At 67.8% G+C, this 17,110-nt stretch carries 15 protein-coding genes; 6 read left to right on the forward strand and 9 right to left on the reverse strand.

The window, feature by feature from the left end:
- Positions 1-476, reverse strand: a 476-nt coding sequence (locus JNK68_17250) for an anaerobic C4-dicarboxylate transporter (GenBank protein ID MBL8542090.1), incomplete at its 3' end; no start/stop codon positions are given.
- 95 nt (positions 477-571) lie between these two features.
- Positions 572-2,086, reverse strand: a complete 1,515-nt coding sequence (locus JNK68_17255; GenBank protein ID MBL8542091.1) for a fumarate hydratase — start codon at positions 2,084-2,086, stop codon at positions 572-574.
- A 506-nt stretch (positions 2,087-2,592) separates the two neighbouring features.
- Here JNK68_17255 and moaA point away from each other — a divergent pair.
- From moaA to mobA, 3 genes are read left to right on the forward strand one after another with little or no spacing between them, the layout of a single operon-like run.
- Positions 2,593-3,672, forward strand: coding sequence for a GTP 3',8-cyclase MoaA (gene moaA, locus JNK68_17260; GenBank protein MBL8542092.1), 1,080 nt, complete (start codon positions 2,593-2,595; stop codon positions 3,670-3,672).
- 38 nt (positions 3,673-3,710) lie between these two features.
- Complete coding sequence (locus tag JNK68_17265; protein MBL8542093.1) at positions 3,711-4,541, forward strand: formate dehydrogenase accessory sulfurtransferase FdhD; 831 nt, start codon at positions 3,711-3,713, stop codon at positions 4,539-4,541.
- Entirely contained in the window at positions 4,538-5,134 is a 597-nt protein-coding gene (gene mobA, locus JNK68_17270; GenBank protein ID MBL8542094.1) for a molybdenum cofactor guanylyltransferase, read from the forward strand. The genes JNK68_17265 and mobA overlap by 4 nt, the downstream gene beginning before the upstream one ends.
- Before the next feature lie 27 nt (positions 5,135-5,161).
- Here mobA and glk read toward each other — a convergent pair whose 3' ends face one another.
- The 6 genes from glk to JNK68_17300 form a co-directional block, all read right to left on the reverse strand.
- Complete coding sequence (glk, locus tag JNK68_17275) at positions 5,162-6,121, reverse strand: glucokinase (protein MBL8542095.1); 960 nt, start codon at positions 6,119-6,121, stop codon at positions 5,162-5,164.
- Between the two features lie 39 nt (positions 6,122-6,160).
- Positions 6,161-8,569 carry an EAL domain-containing protein gene (locus JNK68_17280; GenBank protein ID MBL8542096.1) on the reverse strand — a complete coding sequence of 803 codons (2,409 nt, stop codon included), beginning with the start codon at positions 8,567-8,569 and terminating at the stop codon, positions 6,161-6,163.
- Positions 8,569-9,366, reverse strand: coding sequence for a zinc-dependent peptidase (locus JNK68_17285; GenBank protein ID MBL8542097.1), 798 nt, complete (start codon positions 9,364-9,366; stop codon positions 8,569-8,571). Before JNK68_17285 ends, JNK68_17280 begins: the two co-directional genes overlap by 1 nt.
- Before the next feature lie 10 nt (positions 9,367-9,376).
- Positions 9,377-10,765 (reverse strand): DNA recombination protein RmuC, encoded by a 1,389-nt coding sequence (gene rmuC, locus JNK68_17290; GenBank protein MBL8542098.1) that lies wholly within the window; start codon positions 10,763-10,765, stop codon positions 9,377-9,379.
- 82 nt (positions 10,766-10,847) lie between these two features.
- A complete protein-coding gene (locus JNK68_17295) occupies positions 10,848-13,340 on the reverse strand; it encodes an FtsX-like permease family protein (protein MBL8542099.1) in 2,493 nt (830 codons plus the stop codon).
- Positions 13,340-14,011, reverse strand: a complete 672-nt coding sequence (locus JNK68_17300) for an ATP-binding cassette domain-containing protein (GenBank protein MBL8542100.1) — start codon at positions 14,009-14,011, stop codon at positions 13,340-13,342. Before JNK68_17300 ends, JNK68_17295 begins: the two co-directional genes overlap by 1 nt.
- Here JNK68_17300 and JNK68_17305 point away from each other — a divergent pair.
- Positions 13,905-14,648, forward strand: coding sequence for an arylesterase (locus JNK68_17305; protein ID MBL8542101.1), 744 nt, complete (start codon positions 13,905-13,907; stop codon positions 14,646-14,648). The two genes, JNK68_17300 and JNK68_17305, sit on opposite strands and share 107 nt — an antisense overlap.
- Before the next feature lie 11 nt (positions 14,649-14,659).
- Here JNK68_17305 and JNK68_17310 read toward each other — a convergent pair whose 3' ends face one another.
- Positions 14,660-15,613, reverse strand: a complete 954-nt coding sequence (locus JNK68_17310; GenBank protein MBL8542102.1) for a hypothetical protein — start codon at positions 15,611-15,613, stop codon at positions 14,660-14,662.
- 177 nt (positions 15,614-15,790) lie between these two features.
- On the opposite strand from JNK68_17310, the gene mnmH reads away from it, so the two are divergent.
- On the forward strand, positions 15,791-16,840 hold the full coding sequence (gene mnmH / locus JNK68_17315; protein ID MBL8542103.1) for a tRNA 2-selenouridine(34) synthase MnmH: 1,050 nt from the start codon (positions 15,791-15,793) through the stop codon (positions 16,838-16,840).
- A gap of 51 nt (positions 16,841-16,891) precedes the next feature.
- On the forward strand, positions 16,892-17,110 hold a 219-nt coding region (locus JNK68_17320), incomplete at its 3' end, for a phospholipid carrier-dependent glycosyltransferase (protein MBL8542104.1).

The following is a 17,110-nucleotide window of genomic DNA, read 5'->3' on the forward strand; positions in this document are numbered from 1 at the left end:
AGGAAGGCGACGAGCGAGACGACGGCAACCGACACCGGGCTCGCGAGGATGCCCATCTGGCTCGAGATCGAGCTCGCTGCCATCGGCCGTTCCGGACGAATGTTGTTCTTGATGGCGATGTCGTAGATGATCGGCAGCATGGTGTAGACCACGTGGCCGGTGCCGCACAGCATGGTGAGCGCGCAGGTGGTGAACGGCGCGAGGATCGAGATGAACTTCGGATTGCGCCGCAGCACCCGCTCGGCCAGTTGCAGCAGCACGTCGAGGCCGCCGGAGGCCTGCAGCGTCGCCGAGGCGGCGACCACGGCAACGATCGTCAGCATGACGTCGACCGGCGGCTTGCCGGGCTTCAGGCCGAAGATGTAGACCATCGCGACCAGGCCGATGCCGCCGAGCAGGCCGAGCGCGACACCACCCTTGCGCGCCCCGTAGAACAGGCAGACGAGGACGATTGCGAGCTGAAGTAGAAAATCCATGTGAACGGTTCCCCCTTCTTGTTAGTTGTCCGTTACCCCTTTACCCGCAGCGCGCCCGACGCGATGAAAGACCACCGGGCGTCGCCCACCGCCGGCTATGCGACCGCCACCGGAATCTTGCCGATCTTCGCCCGCCATTCGGCCGGGCCGCTCTTGTGAACGGCGTTACCCGTCGAGTCGACCGCCACCGTCACCGGCATGTCCTTCACCTCGAACTCGTAGATCGCCTCCATGCCGAGGTCCGGAAACGCCAGCACCGTAGCCTTGCGGATCGCCTTCGACACGAGATAGGCCGCGCCGCCCACGGCGATACAGTAGACCGCTTGGTGGCGCTTGATGGATTCGGTTGCCTGCGCGCCGCGCTCGGACTTGCCGACCATGCCGAGCAGACCTGTCTGCGCCAGCATCGGCTCGACGAACTTGTCCATGCGCGACGAGGTGGTCGGACCTGCCGGCCCCACGGCTTCGTCACGCACGGCATCGACCGGGCCGACGTAATAGATAAAGCGGTTCCTGAAGTCGACCGGCAGCTTCTCTCCGCGCGCCATCATCTCGACCAGCCGCTTGTGCGCGGCGTCGCGCCCGGTCAGCAGCCGCCCCGACAGCAGGAGCCGCTCGCCGGATTTCCAGGTGAGCGTTTCTTCACGCTTGATGGTGTCGAGGTTGACGCGGCGGCTCGAGCTGAAGTCGAGGGTGAGCCGCGGCCAGTCCTCCAGACTCGGCGGCTCCAGGTGCGCCGGGCCGCTGCCGTCCAGGTTAAAGTGCGCGTGGCGCGTTGCCGCACAGTTCGGCAAGAGTGCGACCGGCTTCGAGGCCGCGTGCGTCGGGTAGTCGTTCACCTTGACGTCGAGCACCAGCGACAGCCCGCCCAGCCCCTGGGCGCCGATGCCGAGCGCGTTGACCTTCTCGAAGAGTTCCAGGCGCAGCTGCTCGGCGCGATTCGAGGGGCCGCGCGCCTGCAGCTCGTGGATGTTGATCGGGTCCATCATGCCCCACTTCGCGACCAGCATCGCCTTCTCCGGCGAGCCGCCGATGCCGAGCGAGAGGATCCCCGGCGGACACCAGTCGGCACCCATCGTCGGCACCATGGAAAGCACCCAGTCGACGATGTTGTCGTTGGGCAGCATCATTGCAAACTTCGACTTGTTCTCCGAGCCGCCGCCCTTGGCCGCGACGATCACTTCCACGGCATTGCCGGGCACCAGTTCCACGTGCACCACCGCCGGCGTGTTGTCGCCGGTGTTCTTGCGCGCGCCGTCCGGGTCGGACAGCATCGAGGCGCGCAGCTTGTTCTCCGGATAGGTGTAGGCACGCCGCACCCCCTCGTCGACCATCTGCTGCAGGCTGAGTTGGGCGTCCCAGCGCACGTCCATGCCGACGCGCACGAAGGCGATCGCGATTCCCGTGTCCTGACAGATCGGCCGGTGACCCTCCGCGGCCATGCGCGAGTTGATCAGGATCTGCGCCATCGCGTCCTTCGCGGCCGGCGACTGCTCCGCTTGGTACGCCTCGTACAGACCCTTGATGTAGTCGACCGGATGGTAATAACTGATGAACTGGTAGGCGTCTGCGACGCTCTGGATGAAGTCTTCCTGGTGAATCGTGGTCATGTTGACCTCCCCTGTAGCGCGGCGGCAGGAGCCCGCCGCCGTGTCGAATGATTCGTGGATGTGACGGAAGGATCGGGACGGTTCATTGTGTGGGCAGGCGGTCGCATTCCGCTGCGCTCACGTTAGTATGCACGCGCCACCGCGACGCGTCGCGCATTCCCTTCATCTTCCCCCGCCCTCGCCGCATGCAGCGGTCGCGAGCGCGCCCGCCCCGACCCTCATCCGGCGGCATATCGTTTGCGGCCGTGTCGGCTCGCGGCGAGGCAAGGGCGCTGCTGTCGAGAACTTCGCGGTGCCGGCCCTCGTCACAGGGTGTGCGTGCACCGGATGAGTCGCGAAGACGTACCGAGCGGCCCTCCGTTGTCGGCTCCGGCTCGCCCCCACGCCCATAGCATCCGGATGCGTTGGAACCGACCCACGGCTTTTGCGATAATCCCGACCATACTGCTACAGTAAACCGGCAACCCACCCTGTGCGCTGCACAGCATCCGGCCCTACACGTTCTCATGATCACGACCGACACGAGCAGCACCGGACTTCAGCTTTCGGGCACGGGCACGGACAAGGTGACGCCCGTGTCGCGACACGTCCGGGATGCGCTCGGCAGGCCGCTGCGCGATCTGCGCATCTCGGTCACCGATCGCTGCAATTTCCGCTGCGTCTACTGCATGCCGAAGGAAATCTTCGGCCTCGATCACCCGTTCCTGGAGCGCCGCGAGATCCTGACGTTCGAGGAAATCGTGCGCGTTGTGCGCATATTCAAGTCGCTGGGCGTTACGAAGATCCGGCTCACCGGTGGCGAGCCGCTGCTGCGGCGCGACATCGAGCGCCTGATCGGGATGCTGGCGGAGATCGGCGGCCTGGACCTCACGCTCACCACCAACGGCTCGCTCTTGCGGAGGAAGGCCACCGCGCTGAAGGCGACGGGGCTCGGGCGGGTGACGGTGAGCCTGGACTCGCTCGACGATGCCGTCTTCCGCGCCATGAACGACGTCGACTACCCGGTCGCGCGGGTGCTCGAAGGCATCGATGCCGCTGCCGCGGCCGGGCTTGCGCCGATCAAGGTGAACATGGTGGTCAAGCGCGGCGTCAACGAAGACAGCATTCTGCCGATGGCGCGCTTCTTCAAGGCTTCGGGGCATGTGCTGCGCTTCATCGAGTACATGGATGTCGGCCACAGCAATGGCTGGCGCATGGACGACGTGGTGCCCGCCGCCGAGATCATCGCGCGCCTGCGGCGCGAGATGCCGCTGGCGCCGGTCGATCCCAACTATCGCGGTGAAGTCGCAGAGCGTTATGTCTATCTCGATGGCGGCGGCGAGATCGGCGTGGTCGCCTCGGTGACGCGCGCCTTCTGTCGCGACTGCCACCGGGTACGCCTGTCCACCGAGGGCATGCTCTACACCTGTCTCTTCGCCACCCACGGGCACGATCTGCGCGCGCTGCTTCGCGCCGGCACGGCGGACGCCGAGATCCTGCGCACCCTGGTCGATCTGTGGTCGGCGCGCGCCGATCGCTATTCGGAGATACGCAGCGAAGCAACGGCCACGCTGCGCAAGATCGAGATGTCGTACATCGGCGGCTAGCGCGCCGCATCGCGATTCCCCAGAGCGCCGCCGCTCCGATGCCATCCGACTATCGCCCGCAGCTCACGCAGGCGGCCCGGCCTTCCACGTTCAACGTCGATGCGACCGACGAGCACGGATGCGTCGTGCCGACGGCGATCGCCGGCGAGCATCCGCTCACGCTGTACGTCGACCGCCGCGAGATCGTGACGCTGATGACGCTCGGCCAGGCGCCCGAGGCGCTCGCCATCGGCTATCTGCGCAATCAGCGGCTGGTCGAGCGCATCGAAGAGATCGTCACCGTCCAGGTCGACTGGGAGGTGAACGCCGTCGCCGTCACCACGCGGCATGGCCTCGCGGATCTCGACGAGCGCATGGCAAAACGCACGGTGACCACCGGTTGCGGGCAGGGGACGGTGTTCGGCGAGCTGATGGACGAGATCGAGAACGTCCGCCTGCCGGAGGACGTGATCCTCGACGAGGCCACCTACTTCGCCCTGCTCGACAACGTGCGCCGCCGCGAGACCGTATACAAGCAGGCGGGCGCGGTGCACGGCTGCGCGCTCGCCGCCGGCGCGGAAATTCTGATGTTCGTCGAGGACGTGGGCCGCCACAACGCAGTCGACGCCATCGCCGGCCAGATGTGGCTCGACCGCATCGCGGGCGGCGACAAGATTTTCTACACCACCGGACGCCTCACGTCCGAGATGGTCATCAAGACCGCGCAGATGGGCATCCCCGTGCTTGTGTCGCGCTCGGGACTCACCCAGATGGGATACGAGGTGGCAAGGCAGGTCGGGCTCACCATGATCGGTCGCGCCACCGGCCGCCACTACCTGCTTTTCACCGGGCAGCAGCGTTTCCGGCGCAGCTGCGCAGTGCCGGCATGAACAGCGCGGGCGGCGTCAGCGGGCTGATCCTGGCTGGCGGTCTGGGGCGGCGCATGGGCGGTGTCGACAAGGGCCTGCAGCGGCTGCGCGGGAAACCGATGGCGCAGTGGGTGATGGAGCGATTGCACCCGCAGGTCGATGAGATCCTGGTGAACGCCAATCAGAACGTTACAGCGTACGCTGCGCTGGGCTGTCCGGTCGTCAGCGACGCGGTCACCGGCTTCGCCGGGCCGCTGGCCGGACTGCAGGCCGGCCTCGCGCACGCCCGCCACGAGTTCGTCGTGACTGCCCCGTGCGATTCACCGTTCCTGCCGCACGATCTCGTCTCGCGCCTGCGCGCTGCGCTCGAAGGTGCAACCGCCGATCTTGCGGTCGCGAAGACCGGGACACAGCCGCATCCGGTCTTCTGCCTGTGTCGGCGCGGGCTACTCCCCCATCTCACCGCCTACCTCGCGGCTGGCGGCCGCAAGATCGACGCGTGGTATGCGACGCTGCGCGTCGCCGAGGCGGCCTTCGACGACGAGGCGGCGGCCTTCGCCAACATCAACACACCCGAGGAACTGGCTGCGCTCGAGGCGGCGCCGCCGACGTGAGCTGAAAAAGTCGCGGCGACGAACCGCTTACAGCGCAGCGGCGGCGTTGAGCGCCCCGAACATGCCGACGTCGTCGTTGGTGACGAGGTGCACCGGCATCTCCGCCATCAACCCGGTGAAGCGTCCCTTGGCGGTGACGCCGTGCAGGAACGCGCCTTCGCGCAGCTTCGAGACGATGCGTGGCGCGATCCCGCCGGCGATGTAGATGCCACCGCGGGGCAGCACGGCGAGCGCGATGTTCCCCGTAAAACGACCGTACGCCGAGACGAAGATGTCGAGCGTGCGCACCGCCCACGGGTCGCTGCCGTCAAGCGCCGCGTGAGTGATCTCGGCCGCCGTGAGACTGCCCGGCGCATGGCCTTCGTGGCTGTGGACGAAGGCGTAGGTTGCCTCCAGGCCGAGCCCCGACACGACCCGCTCCCACGACGCGTGACCATGGACGTCGACCAGGTGGCGCATGAGCGCGATCTCGAGTTCGCCCTCCGGCGCGAAGTCGCCGTGGCCGCCCTCCGAGGGCAGGGCAATGGCACTCGCCGGCGTCGGCACGAGGATCGAGACGCCGAGGCCCGTGCCCGCTCCGACCAGCAGTCGCGGCGCATTCGGGTGCGGCACGCCGGGCTGCAGCGTGACCAGATCCTCGGGCGCTAAGCTGTCGACACCACGGCCGACCGCCTCGAAATCGTTGATCAGTGCGAGCGGCAGATTGCCGAGCGCGGTTGCGAGCGTGCTCGCGTTCACATCCCACGACACGTTGGTGAGCCGCGTGCGGCCTTCGATCACCGGGCCGGCGACCGCGACGCCCGCGGCCAGCGGCGCGGGGCCGCTCCAGGTGCCGAGAAACTCGTGGAACATCGCCTCCGCCGACGGATAGTGCTGGCTCGGGTAGCGCCCGCGCGCGCGGATCTGCCAGCGTCCATCGATCCGCTCCGCGACCGCGACGCGGCTGTTGGTGCCGCCGATGTCGGCAGCGAGGTAAAGAGCATTCATGTGCAGGTCCGCGTGATGTGTGCGTCGTCGGCGCGCCGGCTACGACTCGCGCGCCGCCTCCTCCGCCGCGCCCTCGGGCTCCTGTATCGTGAGCACGGCCTCGCCGTCTCCCGCGATCGATTCCGGCTTGGCGATGAAAAAGCCCTGCGCGAAATCCACGCCCAGCGCCGTGAGCTTGCCGAGCGTGATCTCGTCCTCGACGAATTCGGCAACCGTGCGCATGCCGAGGATGTGGGCGATGCGATTGATCGCCTCGACGATCGCGTAGTCCATCTGATCCACCGCCATGTCCTTGACGAAGGTGCCGTCGATCTTCAGATAGTTCACCGGCAGATACTTGAGATAGGCGAAGGATGACATCCCGATGCCGAAGTCGTCGAGGGCGAATGTGCAACCCAGCGCCTTGAGTTCGTGCATGAGCTCCGCCGCCTTGTTGAGGTTGGCGATGGCAGTGGTCTCCGTCACCTCGAAGCAGAGCAGCCCGCGCGGCAGCGCATGTTCGGCGAGCAGCGCGCGCAGAAAGCCGGAGAAGCTGTTGTCGTTCATGCTCGCCCCGGACAGGTTGACGGCGTAGAACCCGCCCGCGTCGACGCTCTCGAAGTCGTTCGCGATGCGCCCGGCGGCAACCTCGCCCGCGAGGAACTTGACAAGCGTCGCGATCACCCAGCGATCCACCGACGTGAGCAGGTTGTAGCGCTCGGCCGCCGGCATGAATGCCATCGGCGGCAGCACGTTGCCGTTGGCGTCGAGCATGCGGACCAGCACCTCATAGTGCGGCTCCTCCGCCGGGCGCTCCCCGAGCGGAACGATCGCCTGCCGGAAGAGACGGAAGTTGCCGAGTTCGAAGGCCTGATTGATCTGCGAGATCATCTGCAGCTCGCCGGTGCGCTGGCTGAAACGGCGATCCTGCGGACGGTGCACCTGCACGCGGTCGCGCCCCTTGTTCTTCGCCTCGTAGCACGAGGCATCGGCCGCCGCCAGCACGCGCGCGGTGGTGCCGCTGCGCGCATCGAGCGGCACCAGTCCGATGCTCACGCCGACGCTGAAGCTCTTGCCAGACCACACGAAGCGGAAGTCGCGCACCGTGTCGCGAATGCCGTTGGCAATGCGCACCGCCTGCTCCAGCGGGCACGATTCGAGCAGCGCGCCGAACTCGTCGCCGCCGAGTCGCGCCAGTGTGTCGCTCGCACGCATGCGCGACTGCATCACCTTGGTGAGCTGCCGCAAAAACTCGTCGCCCGCGGCATGCCCGCAGGTGTCGTTCACCGTCTTGAAGTTGTCGAGATCGAGATAGAGCAGCGCGTGATGCACCTGCTCGCCCTTTGCGCTTTCCAGGAGCTTGCCGAGCCTGCGCTCGAACTCGAGCCGGTTGGCGAGACCGGTGAGCACGTCGTGCGTGGCCTGCCACGACAGCTGCTGCTCCATCTCGCGCAGCTGACTCACGTCGTGGAAGACCACGATCATGCCGACCACCTCGCCGCGGCTGTCGCGGATCGGCGAGCACGAATCGCGCACCGCGAACTCGTTGCCGGCGCGATGCTGCAGCAGAATCGGCCGGCCGTCGACCTCTGCCCGCGCCGAGACATCCCCCACGCGGTAGACGATCTGACAGCGCGACTCGTCATCGACGACGCGGTAGACGCGGGCGAGCGGCTTCCCCCGCGCCTCCTCGATGCGCCAGCCGGTGAGATCCTCCGCCACCGGGTTCATGTAATCGACCAGCCCATCGCCGTCGGTGGTCACCACGCCATCGCCGATCGAATGCAGCGTCACCTCGGCGCGCTCTTTCTCGCGGTAGAGAGCGGCCTCGGTGCGCGTGATCTTGCGGCTGACGACGTAGGCGATAAGGCCGCCGAAGAGGAGCACGCCGGCGCCATTCGCGGCCATGAAGATGAGCGCCGCCCGCGCTTCCCGGTTGGCATTCGCCACGCCGTCGGCGGTGGCCGTGCGCTTCGCGTCCATGAGCACCGTGAGACGCTCCTGCAACTCCTGCTGCAGCGGCAGAACGGCCCCGCGCATGGGCTTCGCGTCGCCGTCGCGCAGCGCGTCGAGACTCTTCACGAGCGCGACGTGCACGCGCTCCGCACCCGCGATGACGGCGTCGAATGCGATGCGCTCGTTTTCCGTCATCTCGCTCGCGGCGAGCTTGCGGGTGACGTCGCCCCATTCGAGACCGAGCAGCTGCAGGCGTCGGTCCGCCCAGTTGGTGCGCGCCTGCCCTCCTTCGGCCGCGAGCGCGTAGACCACCTCGGTGCGCTGCCGCGAAACGTTGAGCAGCGAGGCGATGAGTTCGGTTTTCACCTGCTGCGCGTCGAGACTGCGATTGACGGCCTGAACGCGCATGAGTCCGCCGACGGTGGCACCCAGCATGAGCGAGAGCAGCAGACCGAAGCCCACCGTCAGCGCAAGCCGCGACTGGATGAAGGGGAGGCGACCGAGCAGCGGCATCAGTGTCGTCGCTGCCCGGACGTGTGCAGACGTTCGCGCCGCGCCTCCGGGTCCTGCCGGTAGAAGCGGGTGAGCTGGCGGTAGACTTCCGGATACTCCCATTGCAGCAGCGCCGGCAGTTCGAAGAAGACTTCCGTCATCACGGCAAAGAACTCCCCGGGGTGCTCCGATGCATAGGGATAGATGCGCGTGTCCACGCCGCGGTCGACCCGTTCGCAGAAGTCCGCATAGGCCGACTCGAAGGTTGCGCTCCAGGCATCCCGATCCATGTCCCGATGCAGCGGCGGATAGCCGTTGGCATCACCGTTCAGCATGTCGAGCTTGTGCGCGAACTCGTGCAGAACGACGTTCACGCCGTCGGCCTGCGGGTTGGGCGCGGCGTCCGCCCACGAGAGAATCACCGGGCCACCCAGCCACGCCTCGCCAGCAAGCGGTTCGCGGTGCGCATGCACGACGCCGGCTTCATCCACGTACTCGCGCGGCACCAGAAACTCGTCCGGGTAGACGACGACCTCCGACCAGCCGCGGAAATAATCGAAGTCGAGCCCGAGAATCAGCAGGCAGGCCTGCGCCGCGATGCCGTAGCGCATGCGCTCGTCCAGTTCGAGCCCCCCCGCGCCGTGGACCTGCTTCGCGTCCAGAAAGAGCGTCGTCCAGCGTTCGAGCTGCGCACACTCATCGGCATCGAGCGCACGCAGAACCGGAACGGACTCGATGACGGCGGCAAACAGCCCAGCGTCCAGCGGACTGCCTTCCAGCACCCGCTGCCGGCGCCATTCGCGCAAGCTCCAGCGCATCGCGCGCTCCTCAGGCGCCGCCGGCTGCGCTGCGCTCCCGCTCGTCTGGCGCGAGCTCGAGGGCGGGCACGTGACCATCGGCAAGTTCGACGCTCTCGATCTGCGCAAAGCGCTGGCTGATCTTCTGGCTCGTCACCTGCACGTTTTTCGCGTCCTCGTGCGCCTGGCGGATGTGATCCGCCAGCTTGCGCATGCGCTCGTCGAAGCGGCCGAACTCGCGCCCGAGCTTGCCGAGCTCGTCCTTGATGATGTGTACCTGGCGCCGTGTCTCGACGTCCTTGATGACCGCCCGCGCCGTATTCAGCACCGCCATCAGCGTCGTCGGCGACACGATCCAGACGCGCTGCCGCTGCGCGTACTCGACCAGATCGGCGTGATAGGCATGGATCTCGGCGAAGACCGCCTCGGCCGGCACGAACATGACGGCACCATCCGAGGTCACGTCGGGGATCACGTACTTCCTGCCGATGTCGTCCACGTGACGCTTCACATCGGTCTTGAAAAGCCGCTGCGCCTGCGCCCGTTCGAGCTCGGAGGCGTCGTCCGCGAGCATGCGGTGATAGTTCTCCAGCGGAAACTTCGAATCGACGGCGACGAGCCCCGTGGGCTCGGGTAATTTGAGCACGCAGTCGGCGCGGGTGCCATTGGGCAGCGTGTATTGCATGGCGAATGCCTGCGGCGGCAGCACGTTGCGAACCAGCGCTTCGAGCTGCACTTCGCCGAACGCGCCGCGCGAGCGCTTGTCGCCGAGCAGTTCCTGCAGCGTGACGACGTTCGTGGTGAGACCGTCGATCTTCTTCTGCGCCTCGTCGATGGTGGCGAGACGCTCCATCACGCGCGCAAAGGTATCGTTGGTGTTCTTGAAGCCTTCGTCGAGGCGCTCGGCAACCCGTCCCGAGATCTGGTCGAGCCGCGTGTCGACACCGCGCGCCAGGACGGCAACGCTCTCGGAAAGCTGCTGGGACGTGCGGTGGAGAGCGGACTGAATGGCTTCCTGGTCGGCGCGCGCCTGCGCGGCCAGCGCAGCCTTGAGCCCATCGGCGAGAGCAGCGAGCGCACCTTGCAGCGATTCACGCTGCCGCGCCAGCTCGCCATGCTGGGACAACTGCAGGGATTGCAGCGACTCGCGGGTTTCACCGAGTTCGCGCGCGACCTCGATGCGGACGCGCTCGGAGGCATCTGCGAGGCCACGTCCGATGCGCTCGGACTGGTCCGCCAGACCCGTGTGCAACCCGGAGAGGAGTTCGCGATGCTTGACCTCGGCGATTTCCTGCAGATGGCTGCGCGTGTCCCGCAGGCCGCGCAGCAGCCAGACGAGCGCGACGATCCCGGCCAGCAGGACCGCGAGGCCGACGGCGGCGGCGGCCGCGAGAAAGGTCTCTACAGGAACCTCTGGCATCGCGAGAGTATAGCGCAGCGCCCCGCGGACGGGCTTTCCCGCCTGGCGGTGCGCGACGTCCACGCGGCGCGACGGGGAAGCGTCAGCCGAGTGTGCGCAGGGTGGTGAGTGGCGGCTGGTCGAGGGTGCCGCGCGTTCCCAGCCAGCCGGCGACCGCAACGCCGACCGCGCCGCACACCACGCCGCTCACCCACACCCACGGATTCAGGGTAAACGGAATGTGCAGAACATTCGCCGATATGCCGTAGCTCAGCGCCGTGGCCCAGGCCGCGGCCAGGAGCCCGGCAAGCGCACCGGTCAGCGCGAACTCCGCCACCTGCGCCGCCAACAGCTGACGACGGCCGGCACCCAGGGTGCGCAGAATTGCCGCGTCGTGCATTCGCTCGTCACGCGACGCGCTGATCGCCGCGTACAGAACCGCAAGGCCGGCCGCGAGCGTGAACAGGAACAGGAATTCCACCGCCCGCGCGAGCTGGTCCATCATCTTGCGCACGCGCTCCATGATCGACGCGACGTCGATCACGAGAACATTCGGGAAGCTTCGCACCAGACCGTTCATGAAGTCGGCCCGTTCCGGCGGCAGGAAGAAACTGCTCACGAACGTGACCGGCAGACCATCGAGCAGGCCCGGCGGCGCGACGACGAAGAAGTTCACGCGGAACGAATCCCACTCGACCTTCCGCAGGCTCGTCACGCGCGCCTTGATCTCGGTGCCGGCGACGTCGTAGCTCAGCACGTCGCCGAGCTTGACGCCCAGTGTGTCCGCGATCCCCGTCTCGACCGAAACCTGTTCGAGGTCACGCACATCCTCACGCCACCACTGCCCGGCGACAATGACGTTGTCGTCCTTCGGGTGCTGCGCCCACGACAGGTTGAACTCGCGGTCGACGAGGCGGCGTGCGCGCTCGTCCGGAAAGTCGGCTGGCCCGATCGCTCTGCCGTTGATGGCGACGAGCCGCCCGCGCACCATCGGGTACACGGCGGGCGCAGGCAATCCGGCTGCGCGGAAGAAATCAACCAGCGCTTCCTGCTGGTCGGGCTGGATGTTCACCAGAAAGCGGTTCGGCGCATCGGGCGGCAGCGTGGTGCGCCAGTTGTCGAGCAGGTCGCCGCGCGTGAGCGTGAGGAGCAGCAGCGCCATGATGCCGAGCCCGAGGGCGGAGACCTGCGTCAGGGTGGACAGACGCCGCCGTTCCAGGTTGGCGAGACCGAAGCGCCAGGCGAAGCCGGCATCCCGGGCGCCGCGCATGAGCAGCCGCAGCAGCAGCCAGGAGCTCGCTGCGGCGAGCAGGATCACCCCCGCCATACCACCCACCACGTAGACGCCCAGGCGCGGCTCCTCGGCCTGCCACAACAGGAGTGCCGCGATCATCGCGACGCCGACGGCATACCCGGCAGCGCCCCAGCCGGTCGGCATGCCGAGGTCCCGGCGCAGTACACGCAGCGTCGGCACGCGGCCGAGCGCGATCACCGGCGGCAGACCGAATCCGGCCAGCAGCACGAAGCCGGTGACGAAGCCCTGGAGCGCTGGCAGGGGTCCGGGCAGCGGCAGCTCGACGCCGATGAGGCTGGCCAGCAGGTGGCCGAGCAGCGCCTGACCGGCGAAGCCGACAGCGCAGCCGACCACGCTCGCGGCGGCACCGAGCATGACGAACAGCAAGGCATGCATGCGCAGGATCGTGCCCTGGCTTGCGCCCAGACAGCGCATCATGGCGCAGGCGTCGAGATGTCGCTGCAGGTAACGCCGTGCCCCCAGCGCCACCGCCACCGCGGCTAGCACCACGCTCGAAAGCGCCGACAGTCCGAGGAAGCGCTGCGCCTTCTCCAGCGCCGACTTGATCTCGGGGCGGGCGTCGCGCACGTCCTCCAGGCGCTGCCCGGCACCGATGCTGCTCCTGGCGAAATCGCGAAACGCCGCGATCGCCCCTGCGTCTCCCGCCACGAGAAGGCGGTAGCTGACGCGGCTGCCCGGCTGAATGAGCCCGGTAGCGGGCAGGTCGCCTGCATTCATGATGAGCCGCGGTCCGAGGCTCAGGAAGCCGACGGCGGCCTCCGGTTCCTGCACGATCACGCCCGCGATGCGAAACCGCCGCTCGCCGAGTGCCACTTCGTCGCCCTTGCCTACCCCCAGCCGCGCCAGCAGGCGATCGTCGACCCACACCGTACCGGCTGCCGGCGGCTCCCGCGTGTCGACACCGGGGTCGAGTGCGGTGGCGCCGATGCGAAGCTCGCCGCGCAGCGGGTAACCCGCCCCCACCGCCTTGATCTCGGCCAGCAGATTGGCGTCGCCGGCTAGCACCATGCTCGGAAACTTGAGCAATTCGACGCGTTCGAGACCGGTCTGCCGCGCGTGCTCGGTCAAGCCCGGCGCCAGCGGGCGATCGGACACCACGACGAGATCGGCGCCGAGCAGGTTGTTCGCCTGATTGCCGAGCGCGGCCTTCATGCGGTCGGCAAAAAAGGCAACCGTCGTGACGCTCGCCACGGCGATGACGAGCACCCCCGCCAGGAGGCGCAGTTCCCCCGCGCGCCAGTCGCGCGCCAGCATCCGCGCAGCGAGTAGGAGCGTCCGCATCAGACCATCTCGTCCGCGGTCAGGCGCCCGGCCGCGATGCGCAGGCGGCGCCGGCAGCGCGAGGCCAGCGCTTCATCGTGCGTCACCAGCACGAGTGTCGTGCGGCTCTCGCGGTTCAACGCGAACATGAGGTCGATGATCTCCTGTCCCGTGGATGCGTCGAGGTTGCCGGTGGGCTCGTCCGCGAGCAGCACCCGCGGATTGGCGGCAAAGGCGCGGGCGATCGCCACCCGCTGCTGCTCGCCGCCTGAGAGCTGACGTGGACGGTGCGCGAGGCGCTCGGCCAGACCGACGCGGGCGAGCAAGGCGGTCGCGGCTGCGCGCGCGCCCGGGTTGCCTGACAGTTCGAGCGGCAGCATGACGTTCTCCAGCGCGGTAAGTGCCGGCAGGAGCTGGAACGACTGGAACACGAAGCCGACCATGCGCGCGCGCAGCGCCGCCCGGCCGTCCTCGTCGAGCGCGAACAGATCGGTACCGTCGAGTTCTACCCGCCCGCGCGTCGGGGTATCGAGCCCCGCCAGCAATCCGAGAAGGGTGGTCTTGCCGGAGCCCGAAGCTCCGAGGATGGCAACCGCTTCACCCTCTTGCACGTCGAAGGTCACGTCATCGAGAATCGTGAGCCGGCCGGAGGCCGTCTCGACTTCCTTGGTAAGGGCGGAAACGCTCAAGATCGGTCCGCGGGGTTGGCCTGACATGTTCAAGAAATGTTTGCTCTTTGTGCTCGGTTGGCTGGCACTGGCTGCGCACGCGCAACCGGTGCTTCTCGTCTACGGCGACAGTCTGTCGGCGGGATACGGCCTGCCCCAGAATCAGGGTTGGGTGGCCCTGCTGGCGGACCGCCTGCGGCAGGAGAAGTTCGATTACCGGGTGGTGAACGCGAGCCTGAGCGGCGAAACCACCGTGGGTGGCGCGAAGCGGATGGAGGCCGTGCTGGCCCAGCATCGACCGGCGATCGTCGTCATCGAACTGGGTGGCAACGACGGCTTGCGCGGGCTGTCACTCGCCGCCACACGACAGAATCTGGAGGCGATGATACGCGCCGCGAAGGCAGCGGGAGCGAAACCCGTCGTCGTCGGCATGCAGCTGCCACCGAATTATGGCGCCGCCTACACCGGGAAGTTCCAGGCGCTGTTCGAGGACGTCGCCCGCCAGGAGAAAGCCGCACTGGTGCCCTTCATGCTCGCCGGATTCGGCGAGAGACGCGAACTCTTCCAGGCCGATGGCATACATCCCGCGGCCGCCGCACAGCCGCTCATGCTCGACAACGTCTGGCCGGTGCTGCGACCGCTGCTGGGCCGCCCGTCGTGACGGCCCGCGGATCAGCGATCGCGCTCGGCGTCGCGCGGTAGAGAGAGGGTGACGCTCCTGCGGCGCAGGCGGCCGAACTCGCCCTGCGCCACCACGTCCTTCAGGAACGCAATGTTGCGCTCGATGCGGTCGCGATAGGGATTGGTGCCGTCGAAGTGCGTGGCGATGATCTCGTGCAGACCGCCGAACAGGCCGTCCAGACGCTTCTTCGCCACGTTCTCGTAGAAGCCGGGGGTCTTGGCGAGCAGGTCGGTCGCCGAACTGTAGTTCACCTCGACCGACCCGTCCGCGTTCTCGTGCCGCGCGATGCCGGCCAGCACGAACTCCTCGTAGAGGTAGTCGCGGCACTTCTCGAGATAGATGCGGTCCGCCATCTGGCCGATGAGGTCCGCGCTCCCCAGCATGCAGCCGAGACGCCGGTCGAGCGGGTCGGGTAGTTCCAGCTGGTCGATCGGGATCTCGTAGCCGGTGAAGTGGACCAGCCGCGTCGCCCGCACGATGTGCTGGCCGAGCCCGACCTCGGGCAGGTAGCGCGCAAGGAAGCGCGCGCTGCGGGACACGTGCACGCGCGTGTACGCGGCGCCGCTCGTGCATTCGCGGTCGTCGCGTTCAAGGATGTAGCCCGAATCGTGGAAAAGCGCAGTGATGACGCCGATCAGCGCACGCTCCGCGCCCAGGGTGTCGGCCGCACTAGAAACGCGGTCGTGTCCCTCGAGCAGGCGCGCCATGGCGAGCGTGATGTCGAGGGTGTGACGCAGGTCGTGGTACTTGGTGTCGCAGGCCTGGAAGCTCGGCATCTCGCCGCGGAAGAGCCGGCCGACGTCCGCGAACACCTGGTCGAGTATGGCGAAATCGTATCCGGGGTAGCGTCGGTCGAGGATTTCCCGGACCGCGTGGCGCACCGCCGGCACGTCCTCGAGGTTGACGGTATCCATGACATCCTGCGGATGGGGGCTCGAATCCATGGCGGGGGGTTCCAGCGGGCGGGAAGCAGCGTCGTGAGAGGCGGCCAGCAAGGGGTGCGCCACGTGGCGACGGTCGACTCCGCCTCAGGGACCAGCGGATGCGTCCGGTGGTCGCCCGCCAGCCTGTAGAATCGCGGCCTGTCGCGCCGCGGGCGCGGTTCGGAGAGGGCTCATCGCTTGCGCAGTGAGGTGGAAGTACCGGTCACGCGGATCGTCGAGTTCGACGCGCTGATCGACGTACGCTCGCCGGCGGAGTTCGCCGCGGATCGCATCCCCGGCGCCCGTAATCTCCCCGTGCTCGACGACGAAGAACGGGCGCGTGTCGGCACGCTCTACGTGCAGGTCTCTCCCTTCGAGGCGCGCCGGCTGGGCGCCGTGCTCACGGCTCGCAACATCGCCGCGCACATCGAGCGCGAGCTATCCGATCAACCGAAGAACTGGAAACCGCTGGTCTACTGCTGGCGCGGCGGTGAGCGCAGCGAGAGCATGGCCCACGTGCTGCGCCACGTCGGCTGGCCGGCGGCGCGCTTGATCGGCGGCTACCGCGCTTATCGCCGTGCGGTGCGCGACGATCTCGACCGTCTGCCGCAGGCGTTCGCGTTCCGGGTGGTCTGCGGGCGCACCGGCAGCGGCAAGAGTTGCCTGCTGCGGGCGCTGGCGGAGGCCGGCGCGCAGGTGCTCGACCTGGAGGCGCTGGCGCGGCACCGGGGCTCGGTCCTCGGCACTCTGCCGGACGATCCGCAACCCACGCAGAAGTGGTTCGAAAGTCTGCTGCGGGAGCGCCTCGCCGCGTTCGACTCCGCGCGGCCGGTGTTCGTGGAGGCGGAAAGCCGCCGCATCGGCCGGCTGACGGTGCCGGATGCGCTCATCGCCGCGGTCCGCCAGGGCGAATGCCTGCAGATCGAAGCGGAACTGCCGGTGCGCATCGCGCTGCTCGAAGCCGAGTATCAGCACCTGGTCGCCGACGTCGATGCGCTGTGCGCGAAGCTCGCACTGCTCACGCATCTGCACGGCCGCGAGCAGATCGCCGCCTGGCAGTCGCTGGCGCGCTCGGGTCGCACCACCGAGCTCGTCGGCGAGCTGCTCGAGCGTCACTACGACCCCGCCTACCGGCGTTCGACCGATCGCAACTTCGTCCGCCTGCGCGACGCCGCACACCTGTCGCTCACGGGCGTGCGCGACGAGGACTTCGCGCGCCTGGCGCGGCAGCTTGCCGCGGAAACCTGACGCGGCGCCGCTTGGCTATAATTCGCCCTCCCCCTGCCCCCAGTCCCGTGAATGGATGTTGCCCAGGAGCCTCTTGCGCGCTCCCGTCTCCTGCTCTTGTTCGCTGCGCTGATCGTCGTCTGGTTCGGCAACCTGGACCACCGGAAGCTCTTCCACCCGGATGAAGGACGCTACGCCGAGATCCCGCGCGAGATGGTGGTCTCCGGCGACTGGGTGACGCCGCGCCTGAACGGCATCAAGTACTTCGAGAAGCCACCGCTGCAGTACTGG

The sequence above is a fragment of the Betaproteobacteria bacterium genome (assembly GCA_016791345.1).
Classification (GTDB): Bacteria; Pseudomonadota; Gammaproteobacteria; order Burkholderiales; family JAEUMW01; genus JAEUMW01.